General features: G+C 75.3%; 13 protein-coding genes and 2 pseudogenes. 2 read left to right on the plus strand and 13 right to left on the minus strand.

Features of this window, described 5'->3' with window-relative positions; genetic code table 11:
- From ACWCSD_RS26690 to ACWCSD_RS26740, 11 genes and pseudogenes are all read right to left on the minus strand, one after another.
- Positions 1–314, minus strand: a pseudogene (locus ACWCSD_RS26690) (MFS transporter); the annotation flags it as partial.
- Complete coding sequence (gene paaI / locus ACWCSD_RS26695; protein WP_449918801.1) at positions 311–757, minus strand: hydroxyphenylacetyl-CoA thioesterase PaaI; 447 nt, start codon at positions 755–757, stop codon at positions 311–313. The gene paaI and the pseudogene ACWCSD_RS26690, both read right to left, overlap by 4 nt.
- Complete coding sequence (locus tag ACWCSD_RS26700; RefSeq protein ID WP_397160245.1) at positions 754–1,605, minus strand: SDR family NAD(P)-dependent oxidoreductase; 852 nt, start codon at positions 1,603–1,605, stop codon at positions 754–756. The genes paaI and ACWCSD_RS26700 overlap by 4 nt, the downstream gene beginning before the upstream one ends.
- The gene (locus tag ACWCSD_RS26705; protein ID WP_449918805.1) at positions 1,602–2,858 is read right to left on the minus strand and encodes an MFS transporter; all 1,257 of its coding nucleotides are present in this window, start codon (positions 2,856–2,858) and stop codon (positions 1,602–1,604) included. The genes ACWCSD_RS26700 and ACWCSD_RS26705 overlap by 4 nt, the downstream gene beginning before the upstream one ends.
- 2 nt (positions 2,859–2,860) lie before the next feature.
- Positions 2,861–4,090 carry a phenylacetate--CoA ligase family protein gene (locus ACWCSD_RS26710; protein WP_449918808.1) on the minus strand — a complete coding sequence of 410 codons (1,230 nt, stop codon included), beginning with the start codon at positions 4,088–4,090 and terminating at the stop codon, positions 2,861–2,863.
- Positions 4,091–4,095: 5 nt separating this feature from the next.
- Entirely contained in the window at positions 4,096–5,124 is a 1,029-nt protein-coding gene (locus ACWCSD_RS26715; protein WP_397160251.1) for a RimK family alpha-L-glutamate ligase, read from the minus strand.
- Positions 5,121–6,593 (minus strand): KamA family radical SAM protein, encoded by a 1,473-nt coding sequence (locus ACWCSD_RS26720; RefSeq protein ID WP_449918812.1) that lies wholly within the window; start codon positions 6,591–6,593, stop codon positions 5,121–5,123. Before ACWCSD_RS26720 ends, ACWCSD_RS26715 begins: the two co-directional genes overlap by 4 nt.
- On the minus strand, positions 6,590–8,287 hold the full coding sequence (locus tag ACWCSD_RS26725; RefSeq protein ID WP_449918814.1) for a class I adenylate-forming enzyme family protein: 1,698 nt from the start codon (positions 8,285–8,287) through the stop codon (positions 6,590–6,592). Before ACWCSD_RS26725 ends, ACWCSD_RS26720 begins: the two co-directional genes overlap by 4 nt.
- On the minus strand, positions 8,280–9,608 hold the full coding sequence (locus ACWCSD_RS26730) for a flavin monoamine oxidase family protein (protein ID WP_449918817.1): 1,329 nt from the start codon (positions 9,606–9,608) through the stop codon (positions 8,280–8,282). The genes ACWCSD_RS26725 and ACWCSD_RS26730 overlap by 8 nt, the downstream gene beginning before the upstream one ends.
- Positions 9,605–9,823, minus strand: a complete 219-nt coding sequence (locus tag ACWCSD_RS26735; RefSeq protein WP_352324385.1) for a phosphopantetheine-binding protein — start codon at positions 9,821–9,823, stop codon at positions 9,605–9,607. The genes ACWCSD_RS26730 and ACWCSD_RS26735 overlap by 4 nt, the downstream gene beginning before the upstream one ends.
- 14 nt (positions 9,824–9,837) lie before the next feature.
- Complete coding sequence (locus ACWCSD_RS26740; protein WP_449918819.1) at positions 9,838–11,535, minus strand: AMP-binding protein; 1,698 nt, start codon at positions 11,533–11,535, stop codon at positions 9,838–9,840.
- A gap of 214 nt (positions 11,536–11,749) precedes the next feature.
- On the opposite strand from ACWCSD_RS26740, the gene ACWCSD_RS26745 reads away from it, so the two are divergent.
- Positions 11,750–15,172 carry an AfsR/SARP family transcriptional regulator gene (locus ACWCSD_RS26745; RefSeq protein WP_449918822.1) on the plus strand — a complete coding sequence of 1,141 codons (3,423 nt, stop codon included), beginning with the start codon at positions 11,750–11,752 and terminating at the stop codon, positions 15,170–15,172.
- Positions 15,173–15,243: 71 nt separating this feature from the next.
- On the opposite strand, the gene ACWCSD_RS26750 is transcribed toward ACWCSD_RS26745, so the two are convergent.
- Together ACWCSD_RS26750 and ACWCSD_RS26755 are read right to left on the minus strand one after the other, a co-directional pair.
- Entirely contained in the window at positions 15,244–17,706 is a 2,463-nt protein-coding gene (locus ACWCSD_RS26750) for a LuxR C-terminal-related transcriptional regulator (RefSeq protein ID WP_449918824.1), read from the minus strand.
- Between the two features lie 69 nt (positions 17,707–17,775).
- A complete protein-coding gene (locus ACWCSD_RS26755; protein WP_358292645.1) occupies positions 17,776–18,435 on the minus strand; it encodes an AMP-binding protein in 660 nt (219 codons plus the stop codon).
- Between the two features lie 166 nt (positions 18,436–18,601).
- Here ACWCSD_RS26755 and ACWCSD_RS26760 point away from each other — a divergent pair.
- Positions 18,602–18,811, plus strand: a pseudogene (locus ACWCSD_RS26760) (peptidase); the annotation flags it as partial.

Consider the following 18,811-nt stretch of genomic DNA (forward strand, 5'->3'; position numbering starts at 1 on the left):
CGGCAGGTAGCCGAGCCGCCGCCGGATCTCCAGCCGGCCCGCGCCCGGGTCGCGGTGTAGGGCAGCCGCAGCGTGCTGCCGACCAGGTTCGGCACCGCGACCAGCCAGAAGAGCTGGTCGACGGTGAACGGGAAGCCCGCCTTCGGCAGCAGGACGACGACGGCGCTCCACAGCAGCCACACCGCGAAGCCGAGATGCTCGACGAAGATGGAGAAGATCAGGTTCCTGGTGGCGACGCGGCGTCCGACGGCCGCCCAGAAGCCCGGGTCCTCGGGTTCCCAGTGCTCGATCCAGCGTCCGGTCCGCCGGTTCATGAGGTTCTCCCTTCGTTGGTGGGACGGCCGGCGACCACGACGCCGTGGCCGCGGAACTCGGCGACGACCTCGCCGGCCGGGCGGCGCACGGTGACGTCGTAGACGCCGTGCCGACCGTGTCTTGCCCGTTCCGTGGCCTCGGCCACCAGCACGTCGCCGGCCGCCACCGGGCGCAGGAACGTCACCTGGGCGCTGTGGGCCAGCATGACCGGGCCGCGGCTGTTGCAGGCGTGGTCGAAGGCGGCGTCGGCGAGCAGGAACAGGTAGCCGCCGTGGGCGACGCCGTGCCCGTTCACCATGTCCTCGGTGACGCGCATGCGCAGCCGGGCCCGGCCGCCTGCGGCCTCCTCCAGCGCGATGCCGAGCGCCCGGCAGGCCGGATCGGGTCCGGCCGCGGGGTCGGTCGCAGGGCCTTTTGCGGGGTCGGGCGCGGGGGCGGTCATGGGGTGGCTCCGAGCCAGGTCCTGGCCATGGCCTGGACGGCCGAGCCGTCGGGGTCGGCGAGCTTGCCGGCCACGTACCGCGACACCCAGGGCCCGGTCGGGATGCGGAAGGGCGGGTCGGCGGCGGTCAGCGCGGCCACGATCACGTCGGCCACCTGCCAGGAGGTCTGGCCGGCGCCCTCCCAGCCGGGGCCGCACACCCAGTCGAGGTAGGCGTCGAAGGCCGGGGCGTACGGGCCGGAGGCGGCCCGGATGGTCTTCCGGTTGATGTCCGGAAAAATCCCGAACCGGGTGTCGGAGACGAAGCCGGGCACCACCACGCTCACCCGTACGCCGTGCGCGGCCGCGACCGGCGCCAGGCTCTCCATGAACCCCTCGACCGCCGCCTTCGCCGCCGCGTACGCCTCGTTGAACGGCTGGCCCACGACGCCGTGCACGCTGCCGACCGTCACCAGACGCCCTCCGGCGGCCCGCAGCAGCGGCATCGCCACCCGGCTGACCTCGATCACCCCGAAGAAGTTGACCTCGAAGTTGGCGCGCAGCGCCTCCGGCGTGGACATCTCCATCGTCGGGTCGAAGTTCGACACGCCCGCGTTGTTGACCAGCGCGTCCAGCCCTCCGTACGTCTCGCGCACGCCCTTCACGCACGCCCGCGCCGAGGCGGGGTCGGTGACGTCGAGGTGGCGGACGTCCAGGGTGACGCCGGCCCGGTCGGCCGCCGCGCGCAGGTCGCCGTCGCGTCCGAGGTCGCGCATGGTGGCCACCACCGTCAGCCCGGCCCGTGCGGCGGTCACCGCGGTGGCCAGCCCGATCCCCGACGAGGTCCCGGTGATCAGCACAGTCGTCATGACGCGCTCCCCGCCAGGTGCGCCCGCGGCTCGGCCCGGTCCATGTGGGCCTGGATCCCCGAGGCGGGCAGGAACGAGAACGCCGCCAGCAGCGTGCCGCCGGCCATGACGGCCTGCGCCGCGCCGAGCACGCCCAGCGCGGGCGTCAGCAGGGTGACCGCCGACCCGCCCGCGAGCGCGGCCAGCGGGATCACCCCCCAGGTCGCCGTGCGGAACGCGGCGTGCATGACGCCCTGGTTCTCGGCGGCCATCCGCGACTGCCGGATCGGCGCGCTGCACACGTTGATGCACGACATGAAGAAGCCGTAGCAGCCGAACGTCACGCCGATCACCGCCGCGGCGGGCAGCGCGGGCGCGGCCAGCACGCCGAGGCCGACCAGGCAGTGCAGCAGCAGCGCCCAGGCCATGGTCCGGCCGAGGCCGAGCCGGTCGCTGATCTTCGGGGCGGCCAGCGCGCCGAGCACCGCGCCGACGGCCGCCGCCGACATCGCCGCGCCGAACACGCCCACCGAGACGCCGAGCCCCTGGTAGGCCAGCACCGGCAGGACCGTGACGAAGACCGGCCCGCCCGAGTTGAGCACCACCGCGGCCAGCACCACCCGGCGCAGCACCGGGTCTGCCCAGTTCAGCCGGAAGCCGAGCATCAGCCGCGAGCGCACCGGCACCCGCTCCCCGGTCGTGACGCCCCACGGCTTCATGGCCCGCAGGCAGGCCGCCGAGACCAGGTAGCTGGCCGCGTCCACGAGCAGCGAGGCGACGCCGAGCAGGTGGTACAGGCCCGCCGCGATCGACGGCCCGGCCACCTCCGACACCGTGCTGCTGCCCTCCAGCCGCGAGTACGCCCGCACCAGCCGGTCCTGCGGCACGGTGGTCGGCACGGCGACGAGGTAGCCGATGTTGAAGAAGATGGTCGCGCCGCTGATCAGCGCCACGCACACGAACAGCACCGGCGTCGAGAGCACCCCGCACCAGTACGCGACCGGGATGACCCCCACCGCCGCCAGCCGGACGAGGTCGCACACGACCATGGTCAGCCGCTTGTCCCACCGGTCCACGAGCACCCCGGCGATCGGCCCGAGCAGCGGGATGCCCAGGTACTGGGCCATGGCCACGACGCCGACCTCCAGCGCGGAGGCGTGCAACACGAAGATCATCAGCGTCGGCACGACGAACACGGTGATCCGGTCGCCGAGCAGGCTCACCGTCTGGCCGCTCCAGTAGAGGCCGAACTCCCGGCCGAGCGACCCCGGCATCCTCACTGCTCCTCCCGCACGACGAAGGAGGAGGTCTTGCCGGTGCGGTCGTTGCCGATCAGCGCGTCGACCGTCCGGACGCGGAAGGAGCCGGGGTCGTGCTGGAAGGCCGTGCTGAGGGTGAAGGTGGCGGCCAGGAGGTCGTGGCGCAGCCGTTCGGGCAGGCCGGGCGAGGTCTCGGGGCCGGTCAGCAGCAGCACGTCCACGCCGGAGACCCGGCCCTGCCGCTCGGTGATCAGGACTTGGGCGCGCAGCACGCCGGGCTCGCGCTCGGCCTGGGCGACGACGTCGTCCACGTGCAGGCCGAGGCCGCGCACCTGGACGACCGAGTCGCGGCGGCCCAGGACGCGCAGCGCCCTGTCGTCCCGGCCGCACGGGCAGGAGACGAGGCGGCCGGCGTCGCCGGTGCGGTAACGCAGCACCGGGTTGAGCATGTCGGGGTTGAGCGTGGTGAAGTCCAGCAGCTCGTCGGCGTCGCTGTGCACGAGCTGGTCGGGCAGCGGGTGGAAGACGTCGGCCGGGCAGTCCGGGGTGTTGGTGGCGGCGACCCAGGTCTCGGTGCTGCCGAACATGCCCCAGCGGCGGGCGTCCGGCGCGACCTCGGCCAGGTCCTCGTCGAGCTGGGGATGCCAGGCCTCGCCCAGCCAGAGCACCTTGCGCAGCGCGGGCAGGCGCAGGCCGGCCGCGCGGGCGTGGGCGAACCACAGCCGCAGGACGCTGGGCGTGCCGCCGAACGCGGTCACCTTCCGGTCGGCGAAGAAGCCGAGCCAGTCGCCGTACTCCTCCTTGCCGACCGAGCCCAGGGCGATGACCCGGCAGCCGGACAGGTCGGCGAAGGCGGCGGCCAGGAAGTGGGCGCCCCACATGCGGCCGGCGCCCCAGGCGTTGACGAAGACGTCGTCCGGTTCGAGCGGCTGCCAGTGGCGGTGCACGCCGTCCATGTAGAAGCCGGTGGGGGCGTAGCCGACCTTGGGCGCGCCGGTGCTGCCGCCGCTCTGGAAGAGCCAGGTCGCGCCCTGTCCCGCCTTGGGCTCCAGGTGCGCGAGCGCGACGTTGAGGTCGTCCTTGACCAGCGGCGGCAGGACGGCCAGGTCCTCCAGCGTGAGCACCTTCTCGTGGCCCTCGTAGCGCGGCGCGAGCGCGGGCACGCTCCTCAGCCGCTCCAGCGAGCGCCTCGGGACGCGCAGCAGCGGCTCGGCCGCCGCGGACGTCAGCGAGAACGATTCGGTCATGGGGGTCACCAGCTCTCGGGGTCGTGCGGAAGACGGTCTTGCGGAAGGCCGTCGTGCGGGTGGCGGTCTTTGAGGAAGCGGGTGTGGCCGTCGCGGTAGGCCGTCCAGCGGGCGCGGGTGACGTCGCGCTGGAGGGTGCGGGCGGGGTCGCCGAGGTCGGGCGCGATCACGCCGTCGGGCTCCAGCTCGGAGAACCAGTAGCGCTCGCCGTCGTGCAGGAAGTCGACGCAGAAGAACGGGATGGGCAGCCGCTCGTAGAAGTACGCCGTGGCCGCCGCCAGCTCGGGCGGCACGGGCGGGAACTCCATCGTGCCGCCCCTGCTGGCGTTGGCGACCGGCGAGCCCGGCTCCGGGATGCGTTTCATGACCGCGTACGGCTCGCCGTCCACGACGTAGACGCGGTAGTCCACGGTGCCGTCGCCCAGGTAGGGCTGGACGACGAGCGTGGTGTCGCCGCCCTGGGCGAGGCTGGCCAGGCCGCGCAGCTCCTCGGAGTCGCGGGCCAGGTTCACCCCGCCGCCGCCGCACCAGCCGGCCGGCTTGACCAGGGCCGGGTAGGTGAGGCCGGCGATGGCGGCCTCGTACAGGTGCTTGCTGGTGTCCCGGCCGGTGCCGATGCGCAGGGTCGGGATCGGCGGCACGGGCGAGTCGCGCAGCCGCAGGACGGTGGCCAGCTTGTCGTTGGCCACCGGCGACAGGGACGGCGGGAACGGCAGGTAGAAGCCGGCCTCCTCCAGCACGGCGTAGAGGGCGTACTGGTTGAAGACGTCCATGGACTGGTAGGGCAGGGAGTACAGGGCGGTGATGAAGAGGGTGTCCTCGGGGGTGACGGGCTCGTCGTCCACGAAGACGCGGGGCCGGCCGGGCTCCAGGGCGTCCACGGTGACCGAGTCCGGGGAGTTCCTGGTCCAGCGCAGGCCGAGCTCGGCGGCGACCTCCTCGTACAGGTCCCAGAAGAACGGGTGCCACATCGCGGTGGCCCGGGTGGACTCCCGGTCGGGGAAGATCCAGCACAAACGGCGCAACGAGCTCATGACTCTCCCTTCTGGCTCGCCCACCAGCGGCGGCCGGGCTCGGGCAGGGTGTCGATCGGGTCGTAGAAGGGGAAGCGGCGCGCCGGGCCGGGCGGCTCCAGCCCGATCCCGTGGCTCCTGGTCCAGTACGAGACGCCGCGTTCCCGGTCGTAGGCGGCGGCCTGGTGCACCCAGCGTTTGCCGACGTAGGGCACGTCACACACGATCCGGGGCGTGGCGTAGCCGGGCAGGTGGCCCATGATGGCCTCCTGGAGGCGCCGGGCCTGGTGCAGCGGGGTGCGCCAGTGCTCGGCGTTGGGGATCAGGTCGCAGACGTAGAAGTAGTAGGGCAGGATCCCGGCCTCGCCGTGCAGGGCGAAGCACAGGTCGAGCAGGTCGTGCGGGGTGGCGTTCACGCCGCGCATGAGCACGCCCTGGTTGCGCACGTCCCGCACGCCGGCCGCGAGCAGGGCCCCGGCCGCCTCGGCGACCAGCGGCGTCACCGAGCGGGCGTGGTTGGCGTGGGTGTGCACGGCCAGGTTCACCCCGCGGGCCCGCGCGACGGCGGCCACCCGGCCCACGCCCTCGACCACGGCCGGCTGGAGCCAGTGCTGCGGCAGCCCGACCAGCGCCTTGGTGGCCAGCCGGATGTCGCGTACGGACTCCAGCTCCAGCAGCCGCAGCAGGAACGCCTCCAGCCGCGGCCACGGCATGTTCGCCAGGTCGCCGCCGGAGACCACCACGTCGCGGACGGCGGGCGTGCGCTTGAGGTAGTCCAGCATCAGCTCCTGCCGGTCCACCGGCCTGAGCGTGAGCCTGGCCTTGACGACCTGCGGGGTGGAGGTGCCGACCAGGTCCATCCGGGTGCAGTGGCCGCAGTACTGCGGGCACGTGGCCAGCAGCTCGGCCAGCACCTTCGTCGGGTAGCGGTGGGTCAGGCCCTCCACCGCCCACATCTCGGCCTCGTGCAGCGAGTCCCGCTGGGCCCGCGGATGGCTCGGCCAGACCGGGTGCCGGTCGGAGGCGACCGGCAGCAGGTAGCGGCGGACCGGGTTGGCCAGGAACGCCGCCGTGAACGCGGCCGGACCGCCGGGTTCGTCCGGCGCCATGACGTTGAGGAGCTGGGGCGTGACCAGCATGGACATGGTGGCGAACCGGGCCACGTCGGCGGCCAGGTCGGCGAGGAAGGCGTCCTGGAGCAGGTCGCCGGTCACGGCGCGGAGCTGCGCCGCGTTGCGCACGCAGTGGGCGCGCTGCCACTGGGCGTCGCGCCACTGCGCCTCGGTGACCCCGCGCCACCCCGGCAGCCGCCGCCAGTCGGGCTCGGCGAGCGCCCGCCGCGCGTACACGTAGGGGCGGTCGGCGGCCCCGGACCCCGCGGCCCCGGACCCCGCGGCCCCGGACCCCGCGGCCCCGGACCGGGCGGCCTCGGACCGGGCGGTCTCGACGTCGGCGGCGGGGCGGCGGGGCTTGTCGTCGTTCGGGCTCATCCGGCGAACAGCGCCGCGTGCCGGGTGCGGAGCTCGCGCTTGAGCACCTTGCCTGTGGGGCCGAGCGGGTAGTCCTGCTCGGTACGCGCCAGGATCACCGCGGCCAGCGTGGCCAGGCCCGCGTCGGCCAGCGCCTTGTTGGCCTTCTCCCTGATCTCCTCGGCGGTGACCGCGGCGGCCTCGGCCTGCGTCCGCACGACGGCGATCGGCACCTGCCCCCCGGGCCCCGGCACGCCGACGACCGAGCAGTCCTGGACGAGGTCCGCGCAGTCGGCGATGAGGACCTCCTCGACGGGCAGGCTGTAGACCGGCCCGGCCGCGGTGTCGATCACGTCCACGGTGCGGTCGAGGTGGTAGAAGTCGCCCTCGGCGTCCCGGCGGGCGACGTCGCCGGTGAGCCAGTAGCCGTTGAGCTCGAAGCTGCCGGTCAGCCTGGCGTCGTTCCAGTAGCCGGGGGTGCGCGACGGGGTGATCACGCCCAGCAGGCCGACCTCGCCGTCGGGCAGCTCCCGGCCGTTCTCGTCGAGCACGGCGGCCTTGATCACCGCGTCCTGCGGCTTGCCCACGCAGCGGTCGGCGCGCGGCGTCTCGGGGGTGGTGACCTGGCCGAACAGCGCCATGCCCATCTCCGAGGAGCCGAGCCCGTCCACGAACTGGGAGCCGGGCAGCGGCTCGCCGGCGGCCTCGCCGCGCGGCAGCAGCCACGACCTGATCAGCCCCGCGGGCCGCTCGCCGAGCTGGACGAGCCGCCGGATGTGCCCGTAGTGGGCGCTGTCCCCGGTGTTGAACCAGGAGTGCACCCGGGCCGCGCCCCTGACGGGCAGCTCGCCGGTGGCCAGCTCGACGAACGTGCGCGGGAACGAGGCCACCATGGTCGGCTGGAACGCCTCCATGACCGGCTCCACCCCGGCCCGCCGCCAGTCCGACATGATCACGGTCGGCAGCCCGAGCAGCACCGCGGTGAGGAAGTAGCTGAGCCCGCCCGCGTGGGTGTGCGGCATGAGCGACATCAGCCGGTCGTACGGCTCCGCCGGGAAACGCACCATCCGCTGCTGTTTGCCGTCCCAGAAGCTGCGGTGTCCGAGGATGGTGGACTTGGGGGTGCCGGTGGTGCCGGAGGAGTGGATGAGCGCCACCACGTCGTCCGGCTCGTGCCGATACGGGTACTGCTCCGGCAGCCCGCTGGACGCCGCGTCGTGGGCCCGCACCTCGGCCGCCAGGGCGACGAACCGGGGCCGGGCGCGCGGCGTGTTGCGGTAGGCGAGCTGCAGCCGGGTCGTGTCGTCGGCGACCACGCCCACCACGCCGACGTGCTCCAGGTAGCCGGCCATGACGTCGGCCCGCATGGCGTCGTTGACCATCGCCGGGATCGCGCCGAGCGCGGTGAGCGCCAGGAAGTGCAGCAGCGGCTCCAGGCCCTCGGCGACGACGACGCCCACGGGCTCGCCGGGCCGCACGCCGTTGGCGTGGTACCAGGTGGCGTACCGGTCGCGCATGGCCGCGAGGTCGGTGAGGCTGTGGCCGCGTAACACGACCTGGCCGCGGTGGTCGGTGTGGTGGCTGTGGATGAACGGCACCGACCGGTTGGGGTTGGCCGCCAGCGCGTGGTCGAGGAAGTTGCCCGCGCCGAGGCCGGGCTCGGTCATGAAGCCCTGCCGGACGGCCAGGGGGGCGATCGGGGTCTGGTCAGTCATGGATGTGCCTCCACGTCGCGTCGATCTGCGCGGCCACCCGGTGTCCTGAGCGGATGGCGCCTTCCATCAGGCCGAAGAACTCGGTGCTCGTCTCGGTGCCGGCCCAGTGCACCCGCTGGTGGGGGGTCGTCAGCCGCGGGCCGAGCCGCAGCCAGTCGCCCGGCCCGAACAGCGCCGCGTAGCAGCCCCGGCTGTGCTCGTCGCTCAGCCAGTCGGTCACGTGGCAGGCGTCCGGGGCGGGCAGCCCGGGGAACAGCCGCGCGACCTGGGCCCGCGCCCGCTCGACCTGCTCGCGCGGGGGCAGCGCGGCGAACGCCTTGGCCTGCGCGCCGGTCACGAACCCGGTCAGCACGCCCGCCGAGCCGTCCGCGGGCGAGTCGTCCACGGTGGACAGCAGGGGACCGTCCGCGCTGACCGACCAGCCCGAAAGGCCCTGCTCGCGCCAGAGCGGCGCGGGGTAGACCAGGTGCACCTTCACCGCGCAGCCGGGCGCCGTACGGGGGCCCGACCGCGGCGCGGGCAGGCCCGGCCGGAACTCCACGGCGTCGGCCAGCACCGGCGGCACGGCGACCACCACCGCGTCCGCCCTGGTGGCGCCGGTCGCGGTGACGACGTCCACGCCGGTCGCGTCCTGGTGGACCGCGCGCACCGGCTCGCCGAGACGCACCCGGTCGCCGAGCCGGGCGGCCAGGCGCAGGCACACCTGGTGGGCGCCGCCGTCGATCCGGTCCTCCTGCGCACCGCCCGCGAAGGCGTTCAGGTAGCGCAGCCCGCCGCCCGAGCGCAGGTAGAAGGCCAGATGCAGGACGGACACGTCCGCCGGGTCGGCGGCCATCATCTCGCCGGCGAACAGCGGGAAGAACAGCCGCGCGTCCGGATGCGTCAGGTGCTCGGCGGCCCAGTCCGCCGCCGTGGTGGCGTCCAGGCGGGCGGCGTCCGGCGTCAGCCAGGGCGCGTCGGGGCGGACGGCGGCGGCCAGCTCCTCCAGCGCGTCGAACAGGCCGCCCAGCGCGACCGCCGACAGGGGCGGGAACCGGCCGGTCCTGGGCTCGCCGCCGAGCGCGAACCTGGCCGCGCCGCCCACGGTGGCCGGGGTGGTCTTCAGGTCCAGCTCGGCCAGCAGGGCCGTCAGCGCGGTGTGCCGCTCCCCCAGGTACGCCGCGCCCGCGTCGGCCCAGCCGCCGGGGGCGACCTCGATGCCGCGCGTACGGCCGCCGACGCGGTCCCTGGCCTCGATCACGGTGACCTCGGCGCCGGACGCGGCCAGGTCGGCGGCGGCGGTGAGCCCCGCGAGGCCCGCTCCCACGACGACGACCCTCATGCCAGGCTCGCGATCTTCTTGGCCAGCGCGGCCGGGGTGGGCGCGTCGAGGAAGTCGTCGAAGTCCAGCTCGGCGCCGCAGTCGCGGGCGATCGCGCTGAGGACGCGGGTGGCGAGCAGCGAATCCCCACCCAAGACGAAAAAGTCGGAATCGTCCGTTATTTCGGGGTTTTCCAGTACCCGCCGGAAGATGTCGGAGACGGCGGTGACGTCCACGTGCATGATCTCCTTCAGTTGGTGGTGTAGCGCCGGTGCGAACCGGCGCGGTCGACCTTGCCGCTGGTGGTGTAGGCCAGTTCGGGCACGACGGTGATCCGGCTGGGCACCAGGTGGCCCGGCACCCGGCCCCGCAGGTACTCCCGCACCTCGCCGGCCAGCCCGCCCTCGACGTCCCGGCCGGGCTGCGGGTCCTGGGCATCCTGGACGGGTTTCGGGTGCTCGGCGTCCCGGCCGGGCTGCGGGCGGGGGACGACGTAGGCGGCGAGGGTGGTGTGATCGGCGACCGTGACGCCCGCCACCGCCACCGCGCTCACGCCCGGATGGCCGGCGATGTGCGCCTCGACCTCGGCCGGGTCCACCCGGATGCCCCGGATCTTGAGCTCGTGGTCGAGCCGTCCCTCGTGGACGAGCGCCCCGCCGCCGGTCACGGTGACCCGGTCCCCGGTGCGGAAGAACCGCCCGCCGCCCGCCTCGGGGGTGACGAAGCGCGCGGCGGTCGCCTCCGGCAGGCCCAGGTAGCCCAGCGCCAGTGCCGGCCCGCCGACCAGCAACTCGTCCTCCGCACTCACCCGCTGCTCGACGTGCGCAAGCGCCCACCCGATCGGCACCCGCTCCCCCGCCGTCGAGCCGGGCGGGTCCGACGGCGCCAGCTCACCCGCGACCCCGTCGGTCATCGGGCCGTGCAGGTCGATGGCGTGCGTGATGAGCGTGGTCTCCGTGCATCCGTAGGTGTTGAGCAGGCGGACGCCGCCGGTGTCCAGGGCCCGCCAGTCGGCCAGGCGCGACGGGCTGACGGCCTCGCCGCCGATGATCACCAGCCGGACGCACGGAGGCAGCGCGGCCCCTTCGTCGGCCAGGTGCCGTACCAGCTCGTGCCAGAACGCCGTGGGCAGGTCCAGCACGCTGATCCGCTCGTCGGCGACCGCGCGCAACATCCGGCGGAACGAGCCCGAGTGCGCGCCGTCGTGGAAGACCAGCGCCGCCCCGCCGGTCAGGGCGGGCAGGATCTCCTCCAGGCAGGTGTCCCAGTTCAGCGAGGCGAACTGGAGCACCCGGTCGGCCGGGGTGATGCCGAACAGCTCGCGCAGCGCCCCGGTCACGACGGAGATCGCCCGCCTGGGCGTCACCACGGGCTTGGGCGCACCGGTCGATCCGGAGGTGAACAGGACGTACGCGGGCGCGTCCCCCGCGACGACCGGCAGCTCACCCGCCGCGCCGCCGTCGAGGTCGCCGCCGAAGTCCCCGCCGAAGTCCCCGCCGAAGTCCCCGCCGAAGTCCCCGCCGGGGTCGCCGCCGGAGTGGTCGGAGTCGTCGTCGGAGCTGCCGTCAAAATGCGCGTGATCGGGTGGCTCGATCACCTGTACGCCGTCCGGGGTCCATGCGTCCGGCCCGGACGCGACCAGCGTGCGGCAGCCGGCCGCCGCCAGCATCGCCTGCCGGCGGGCCCGCGGGTGCGCCGGATCGACGGGCACGTACGCGCCGCCCGCCGCCAGCGTGCCGAGCAGCGCGGCCACGGTCCCCGGCGTGCGGGACGTCAGCACGCCCACCGCCCCGGGACCGGGCCCGAGCCGCCGGGCAATGGCGCGGACCCAGACGGCCAGCTCGGCGTAGGTGACGGTGCGACCGTCGTGGACCAGGGCCGGACGGCCCGGATGGAGCCCGGCCGTGCGGGCGAACTCCTGGAGAACGTCGTGGTGCGGTTCGGACAACGCTGCCTCTTCCCCGGGGCGACGCGACGGGGCCGGCCGCGCGTCGGCGCGTCTGTCAGCCCGTGTCAAGCGAATGTGGAGCGAACCCAAGCGAGATCGCGTTCAGAGTGCAGCAGGGCGCTGCACGGGGGCTTGATGGCGTCAGGATTTCGGCTGTACTGCCTGTCATGTCTCCTGTATGGCGGCCTGCGACGTGGCAAAGGGGAAATGCGATATGTCAGACGAAACAGCACGGGCGGGTCTGGCGGACGTACTGAAGATCGGGCTCCTGGGGGCGGTGCGCGCCTGGCGGGGGCGCCAGGAGATCCCGCTCGGGCCGCCCCGGCAGCGCGCGGCGCTGGCCCTCCTCGCGCTGGACGCGGACCGGCTCGTCTCGGTGAACCGGCTGATCGAGGGCCTGTGGGGCGAACGGCCTCCGGCCGGGGCGCGCAACCTGGTGCAGGGGTACGTCTCCCGGCTGCGTCCCCTCCTGGCCGCGACCGGCGTCACCATCGCCTACCGCCCGCGCGGCTACCAGCTCGGCCTCGACCCCGGGCAGGTGGACGTGCACGAGTTCCGGACGGCGGTCACCCGGGCGCGCGCCGGCGAGACGGCCGAGCGGCAGGCCACCGGGCTGCGCCGCGCCCTGACCCTGTGGCGCGGTGAGCCGCTGACCGGCGTCTCCGGCGGCGAGCTGCTGGACCGGCTGCGCGACGCGCTCGCCGAGGAACGCCTCGGCGCCGTCGAGGAGTGCCTGGACGCCGAGGTCCGGGCGGGCCGGGCGGCCGTGCTGGTGCCGGAGCTGATCGCGCTGGTCGCCGAGCACCCGTTCCGCGAGGGGCTGGTCGGCCTGCTCATGCTGGCGCTGTGCCGGGCCGGCCGCCGCGTGGACGCGCTGGAGCGGTACGAGCGCACCCGCCGCCGCCTCACCGAGGAGCTGGGCCTCGACCCCGGCCCCGAGCTGCGGCAACTGCACCAGCGCATCCTGCGCGGGAACGTTCCGCCGATCAGGCCGGCCGATTCCCGGGAAACGGTGACGCCCGCGCAACTGCCGCCCGGCCCCGGCCAGTTCACCGGCCGGACCGCCCAGCTCCGGCTGCTCGACCTGCTCACGCCCGGCGGCGACCCACCCACGAAAGACGGCGCCTCGCCCGCGAAGGACAGCGCCCCGCCCGTGACCGGCGGCAACGCGCTCGCGAGCGGCGACGACCCGCTCGCGACGGGCGGCGACCCGCTCGCGACCGGCCGCGACGCGCTCGCGGGCGGCGGCGACCCGGCCGCCGGCGGTACGGCGATCTCGGTGCTGACCGGCGCGGGCGGGTCCGGCAAGACGGCCCTGGCCCTGCACTGGGCCCACCGCAACCGCCACCGCTTCCCCGACGGCCAGCTCTACGTGGACCTGCGCGGCCACTCGGCCGAGCGGCCGCTGCTGCCGATCGAGGCGCTCGGCCGGTTCCTGCGCGGGCTGGGCCTGCCCGCCGAGCGCGTGCCCGGCACGGTGGAGGAGGCCAGCGCGGCCTACCGCAGCCTGCTGGCCGACCGGCGGGTGCTGGTGGTGCTGGACAACGCCGGCAGCGAGGAGCAGGTCCGCCCGCTGCTGCCGGGCGGACGCCGCTGCGCCACCGTGATCACCAGCAGGGACCGCCTGGACGGCCTGGTCGCCCGGGACGGCGCGATCCCCGTCCCGCTCGGCGTGTTGTCCACCGGCGAGGCGGTCACGCTGTTCGGCGGGATCCTCGGCGGCGAACGGCTGGCCGCCGAGCGGGACGCGGCGCTCGACCTGGCCAGGGCGTGCGGCCGGCTGCCGCTGGCGCTGCGCATCGCCGCCGCGGGCATCCTCGGCCGGCCGGGCGGGGACGCCGTCGGCGGCATCGCCGGTCAGGTGCGCCGGCTCACCGGCACCCGATTATCGGCTTTGGCGGTCACCGGAGATCCGCACGCGGCCGTGCGCGGCGCGTTCGACCTGTCCTATCACCGCCTGGATCCGGCGGCGCGGCGGCTGTTCCGGCTGCTGGCGCTCGTCCCCGGGCCCACGTTCACCGCGGGGGCGGCCGGGGCGCTGGCCGGGACCGTGTCCGCGGAGGCCGACCGGCTGCTGTCCGGGCTCGCCGCCGCGCACCTGGTCGAGGAGCCGGAGCCGGGCCGCTACACCTTCCACGACCTGATGCGGGAGTACGCCCGCGAACGCGTGCTGGCCGAGGAGTCCGCGCCGGGACGGGCCCGCGCCCTGGACGCGCTGATGGCCTGGTACCTGCGGATGGTCCGGGAGGCCGGCGACGTCGCCTACCCCCACCTGCTGCGCGCCCCCGCCGACGGCTCCGGCCGCCCGGCCGCCTTTCCCGCCGCCTTTCCCTCCGCCGCCGCCGCGCTGGCCTGGCTGGACGCCGAGCGCGCCAACCTCGTCGCCGCCGTACGGAACGCCCCCGACCACCCGCACGCCTGGCGGCTCATCGACGCCATGAACGGCTACCTCGACCTGACCGGCGGCCAGCCCGGCTGGACGGACGTGCTGCGGGACGCCCGGCAGGCCGCCCGCGCGGCCGGCGACCACCTGGGCCAGGCGGCCGTCGGGCACTGCCTGGCCGCCACCCGCTGGCGGGCGGCCGAGCTGACCGAGGCGGTCGCGGAGCTGCGCGGGGCGTTCACGGCGGCCGAGCTGGCGGGCTGGCCGGAGGGGAAGCTCGCGGCGCTGGCCGCGCTCGGCGTGGTCCACCTCCAGCAGGGCAGGCTCGGCGCGGCCCGGCGGCTGCTGGCCCTGGCCGTGGACGGCTCGCGGCGCTCCTCGCGGGTGGGGGCCGCGCCGCTCGTCGACCTCGGGCTGGCGCTGACCCAGCTGGGCCGACTCGACGCCGCCGAGGAGCGCCTGAGCGAGGCGGTGTCGCTCTGCCGCGACCGCGGGCTGCCGGCGACCGAGGCCGCCGCGCTGGCCAGCCTCGGCAACGTGCTCCGGCTGACCGGCCGGCTGGGCGAGGCCGTCCGGTGCCTGACGGCGGCGCGCGGGCTCGGCGCCGCGATCGGCGAACGGTCCCAGGCCGACCTGTGCAGGGAACTGGCCGACGTGCACCTGGACGCGGGCCGGCGGGCCGACGCGCTCGGCTACGCCGAGGAGGCGCTGCGGCGGGCGCTGGCGGTCGGCGATCCCAAGCTGGAGCTGGACGCCCTGCTCGGGCTCGGCCGGATCCGCTGCCAGACCGATCCCGGGGCCGCCGTCGGGCAGCTGAGCGCCGCGCTGGAGCGGGCCCGCGGCATCGGCGCCGCCGTGGGCCAGGCGGACGCGCTCGTGGGGCTGGCCGTGGCGCGTACCCGTCTGGACGAGCACGCGACCGCCATGCGCGACACGCTGGCGGGGCTGGCGCTGGCCAGGAAGGCGGGCGCGGTGCTGGTGCAGGGCGCGGCGCTGGCGGCGGGCGCGGAGGCGGCGCTGGCGGCCGGCGACCCGGGCCTGGCCATCTCCTACGCCGCCCGCGCGGCCCGCGTCCACGCCGGCAGCGGCTACAAGCTGGGCGAGGCGCGGGCCCTTCTGACGCTGGGACGCGCCCACCGCCGCACCGGCGACGAGCCGGCCGCCGAACGGTTCCGGGAACGGGCCGGCGACCTGTTCACCGCGGTCCTGGATCCGCCGCCGGCCCGGCCCGCCGAGGTGGCCGCGGGCCGATGACCGGCCCCGCCGCAGGCTCGCCGGGATCGGCCTCGGCGGGATCGGCCTCGCCGGGATCGGCCTCGGCGGGATCAGTGGAGGACGCCGTGCTCCGCGGCCCAGGCGGCGACCTGCGTGCGCGAGCCGAAGTTGAGCTTGAGCAGGATGTTGGCGACGTGCCGGGCGGCCGTGGCCGGGCTGATGAACAGCTCCTCGCCGATGGCCCGGTTGGACAGCCCCCGGCTGATCAGCACGACGATCTCCCGCTCACGCGGCGTGAGCACCGACGCCGGGCCCGACGCAGCCCCCGCCGCAGCCCCCGTCGCACTGCCCGCCGCGGGCCGCGGCGCGCCCTGGGCCGGCCGCTCGCCCCGCAGGCCGTAGCGCAGGGCCTCCTCCTCCGTCATGCCGCCGCCCATCGTCCACCAGAGCTGGACCTGCCCCTCGCCGGCCTCCGCGCGGGCACGGGCGAGCAGCGGCTCGGGCGTGGCGGACGTCCAGACGGGCAGCCCGAGCCGCTCCTCCATGGCCTTGGCCGCGGCCCAGAGGCGTACGGCGGTCTCCAGGTCGTGCTGCTTCTCGGCCAGGACGGCCAGCGCGACCAGCGCGGAGATGATCGGCAGGCGCTGCCCCATGGACCGGCTCAGCGTCACGCACCTGGCCAGCCGCGCCCTGGCCCGCTCCGCGTCGCCCTGGCGGGCCAGGACCGCGCCGAGCAGGCCGAGACTGGTGGCGAGGACGGGCTTGGCCGCCATCTCCTCGGCCAGCTCGGCGCACTCCTCCAGGTGGCGGCGGGCGCTGTCGAGGTCGCCGAGGAAGTCGGCGAAGCGGCCCAGCTCCAGGTGGGCCCGGGTGACCCCCCACAGGTGGCCGAAGCGGGAGTAGACCTCGATGGCCTCCTCGCCCCTGGTCAGCGACTCGCGCCGGAGGCCCTGGAAGGCGGCCACCCCGGACAGCAGCAGCCGCGCCGACGCCTCGATCAGGCCGTTGCCGACGCGCAGGGCCAGTTGCAGGGCCTCCTCGCCGCGCTCGGCGGCCAGCGCGAGATCGCCTTTGGTGCCTTCGTACATGCCGGCGATCACGAGGGTGAAGGCCAGCATGAAGTCGTCGCCGGTCGCCCGGCGCAGCTCAAGGGCGCGGGCGGCCGACTCGCCGCAGGCGGCGGCGTCCTGCTGCTCGTAGGCCAGGTTGGCGTGGTGGAGCAGGGCCTCGGCGGACAGGTCGCGGAGCGGGCGGGCGGCGGGCAGCGCGAGCAGGCTCTCGTACCAGCGGCGGCCCTCGGTCAGCTCGCCGAACCCGGCCCACAGCGGCATGTAGCCGCACGCGAGCCGCAGACCGGGCTCGGCCAGACCGGACCGGACGGCCCAGGACAGGGCCTCGCGGGCGTTGCCCAGCAGGTCCTGGAGCGCGAGCAGCCGGGCGTAGCGCTGCGGCCAGGTCAGGCCGGGCGTGGCCCACACGTCGCGGCCGTGGTGGTGGGCGAGGTCGGCCAGGCCGTGGAGCAGCCGGTCGCGCAGCTGCCGGGTCTCGCCGGCCGACTCCAGCTTCCCGGCGGCGAACTGGCGGGCCGACTCCAGCAGCCGGTAGCACGAGCTGCCCTGGTCGAACAGCACGAGCGACTTGTCGACCAGGCCGCTGAGCACGTCGAGGACCTGGGCGGCGGCCAGGCTCGGCCCCGCGCAGACGGACTCGGCCAGGTCGAGGGTGAACGGCCCGCTGAACACCGCGAGCCGCCGGAAGAGCACCTGCTCCTGCGGGGAGAGCAGGTCGTGGCTCCATTCGAGGGTGGCCAGCAGGGTGCGCTGCCGGGCCGGCGCGGTGCGGCCGCTCGCCGTCAGCAGCTGGAACCGGTCGTTGACCCGGGCCGAGATCTGGCCGGGCGACATCGCGGCGGTCCTGGCCGCGGCCAGCTCCAGGGCCAGCGGCAGGCCGTCGAGGGCGTGGCAGAGCCGGGCGATGTCGCCGGCGTTGGCGCCGGTGACCGCGAGCCCCGACCCGGCCGACCGCGCCCGGTCGAGGAAGAGCTGCACGGACTCGACCCGCTCGACCTCCTCGGCCGCCTCCGCCGGGCCGGGCAGCGCCAGCGGCGGCACCCGCCACACCAGCTCGCCGGGGATCTTCAGCGGCTCCCGGCTGGTCACCAGCAGCCGCAGGTCCTCGCAGGAGGTCAGCAGCCGCTCGGCCAGCTCGGCGCACGCCTCGACCAGGTGCTCGCAGTTGTCCAGGACGAGCAGCGGCTTCTTGCCGCGCAGGAAGTCGACCAGCGTGTCGAGCAGCGGCCGCACGCCCTCCTCGTGCACGCCCAGCACCTTGGTGATCTCGTGGACCAGCAGATCGGCCCTGGTCAGCCTGGACAGCTCGGCCAGCCAGACCCCGTCGGGGAAGGACGGGACCAGCCGGGCGGCGATCTGCAGCGCGCACCGGGTCTTGCCGGTGCCTCCGACGCCGCTGAGCGTCAGCAGCCTGACCTCACCGACCAGCCCGCACAACTCCTCCAGATCCCGTTCCCGCCCGATGAACCTGTCGGGCTCGGCGGGAAGGTTGTGTCTGAGCAACGTCACCATGATCCTCATGTGTCTGGACCCCAGGATTGGCACCCAGTGTGACACCGCCCTCACGAGCTGTCAGAGGTTTGCCCCAAGCGCGGGACCGGCGGCGCGGACCGGGACGACCCGCAGCCGCGCGTCGATCAGCAGGGTGACGTCGTGCTCGGTGATGATCCGGCGGCACTCGGCGGGGTCGGGCTCGTGCGCCGCGACCAGCCGCGCGCCCGCCCCGAGCACCATGTCGTAGGCCCGCAGGTCGGCCCCGGCGACCAGGACGACGTCGGCGGCGCCCACCTTGCGGGCGGTGGTGAGCCGGGCGGTGGGCTCGATCGGGCCGTCGGCGCCGAGCAGGCTGTCGAAGCCGGCCGTGCCGGGGACGCCGGTGAAGGAGTAGACCTGCCGGATGTCGGCCTCCTGGGCGATGGCGTCGGCGTCGTCCCGGTCGGTGATCATGATGCGGGCGCCGGTGGCGGCCGGTCCGCCGGGGATGGACACCACCACGCCGCCCGCGGCGAGCACGGCGTACCCGGCGACGGGCAGATGGCAACCGCCGCGCAGCAGCACGACCACCGGGTCGCCGGGGCGCAGGCCGCGCCGCCGCAGGCCCTGGGCGGCCTGGCGGGCGCGGACGGCGAGCGTGCCGTACGTGAGCGTGGCGCCGCTCGCGGCCTCGGCGACCGCCACCCGCGGGCCGAGAGCGGCCGCCCGCAGCAGGACCGTCTCCGTCCAACCAGTCATGGCCCCCAGGCTAGGAAGCCGGGCGGCCGGGCGGCATGGTCCAGAGTGTGTAACCGGGTGTGTAATCCGGCCGCGCCATACCCGATTCCGCATGGCTTGAGCCCGCGCGGGGGCGGCGCGCGTACCTCCTGACGGCAGATCCCGGTTCCGGTTTCGGAGGTACGTCATGCACCGCAGAGTCGCCCTGCTCGCCGTCGTCGCGCTCGCCGTGGCGGGCGCGCCGGTCCCCGCGCAGGCCGGGACCGCCCTGGACCGCGGCCCCGTGGGCTGGTCGGGGGCCGGTTCGTCGTCGCAGCGCAGGACCGTCATGGAGTACTGGACGCCGGAGCGCATGCGGGCGGCCAGGCCGCTCTCCGCGCCCACGCCGCGCCGCGGG

This window comes from Nonomuraea sp. NPDC001684 (genome assembly GCF_053596515.1).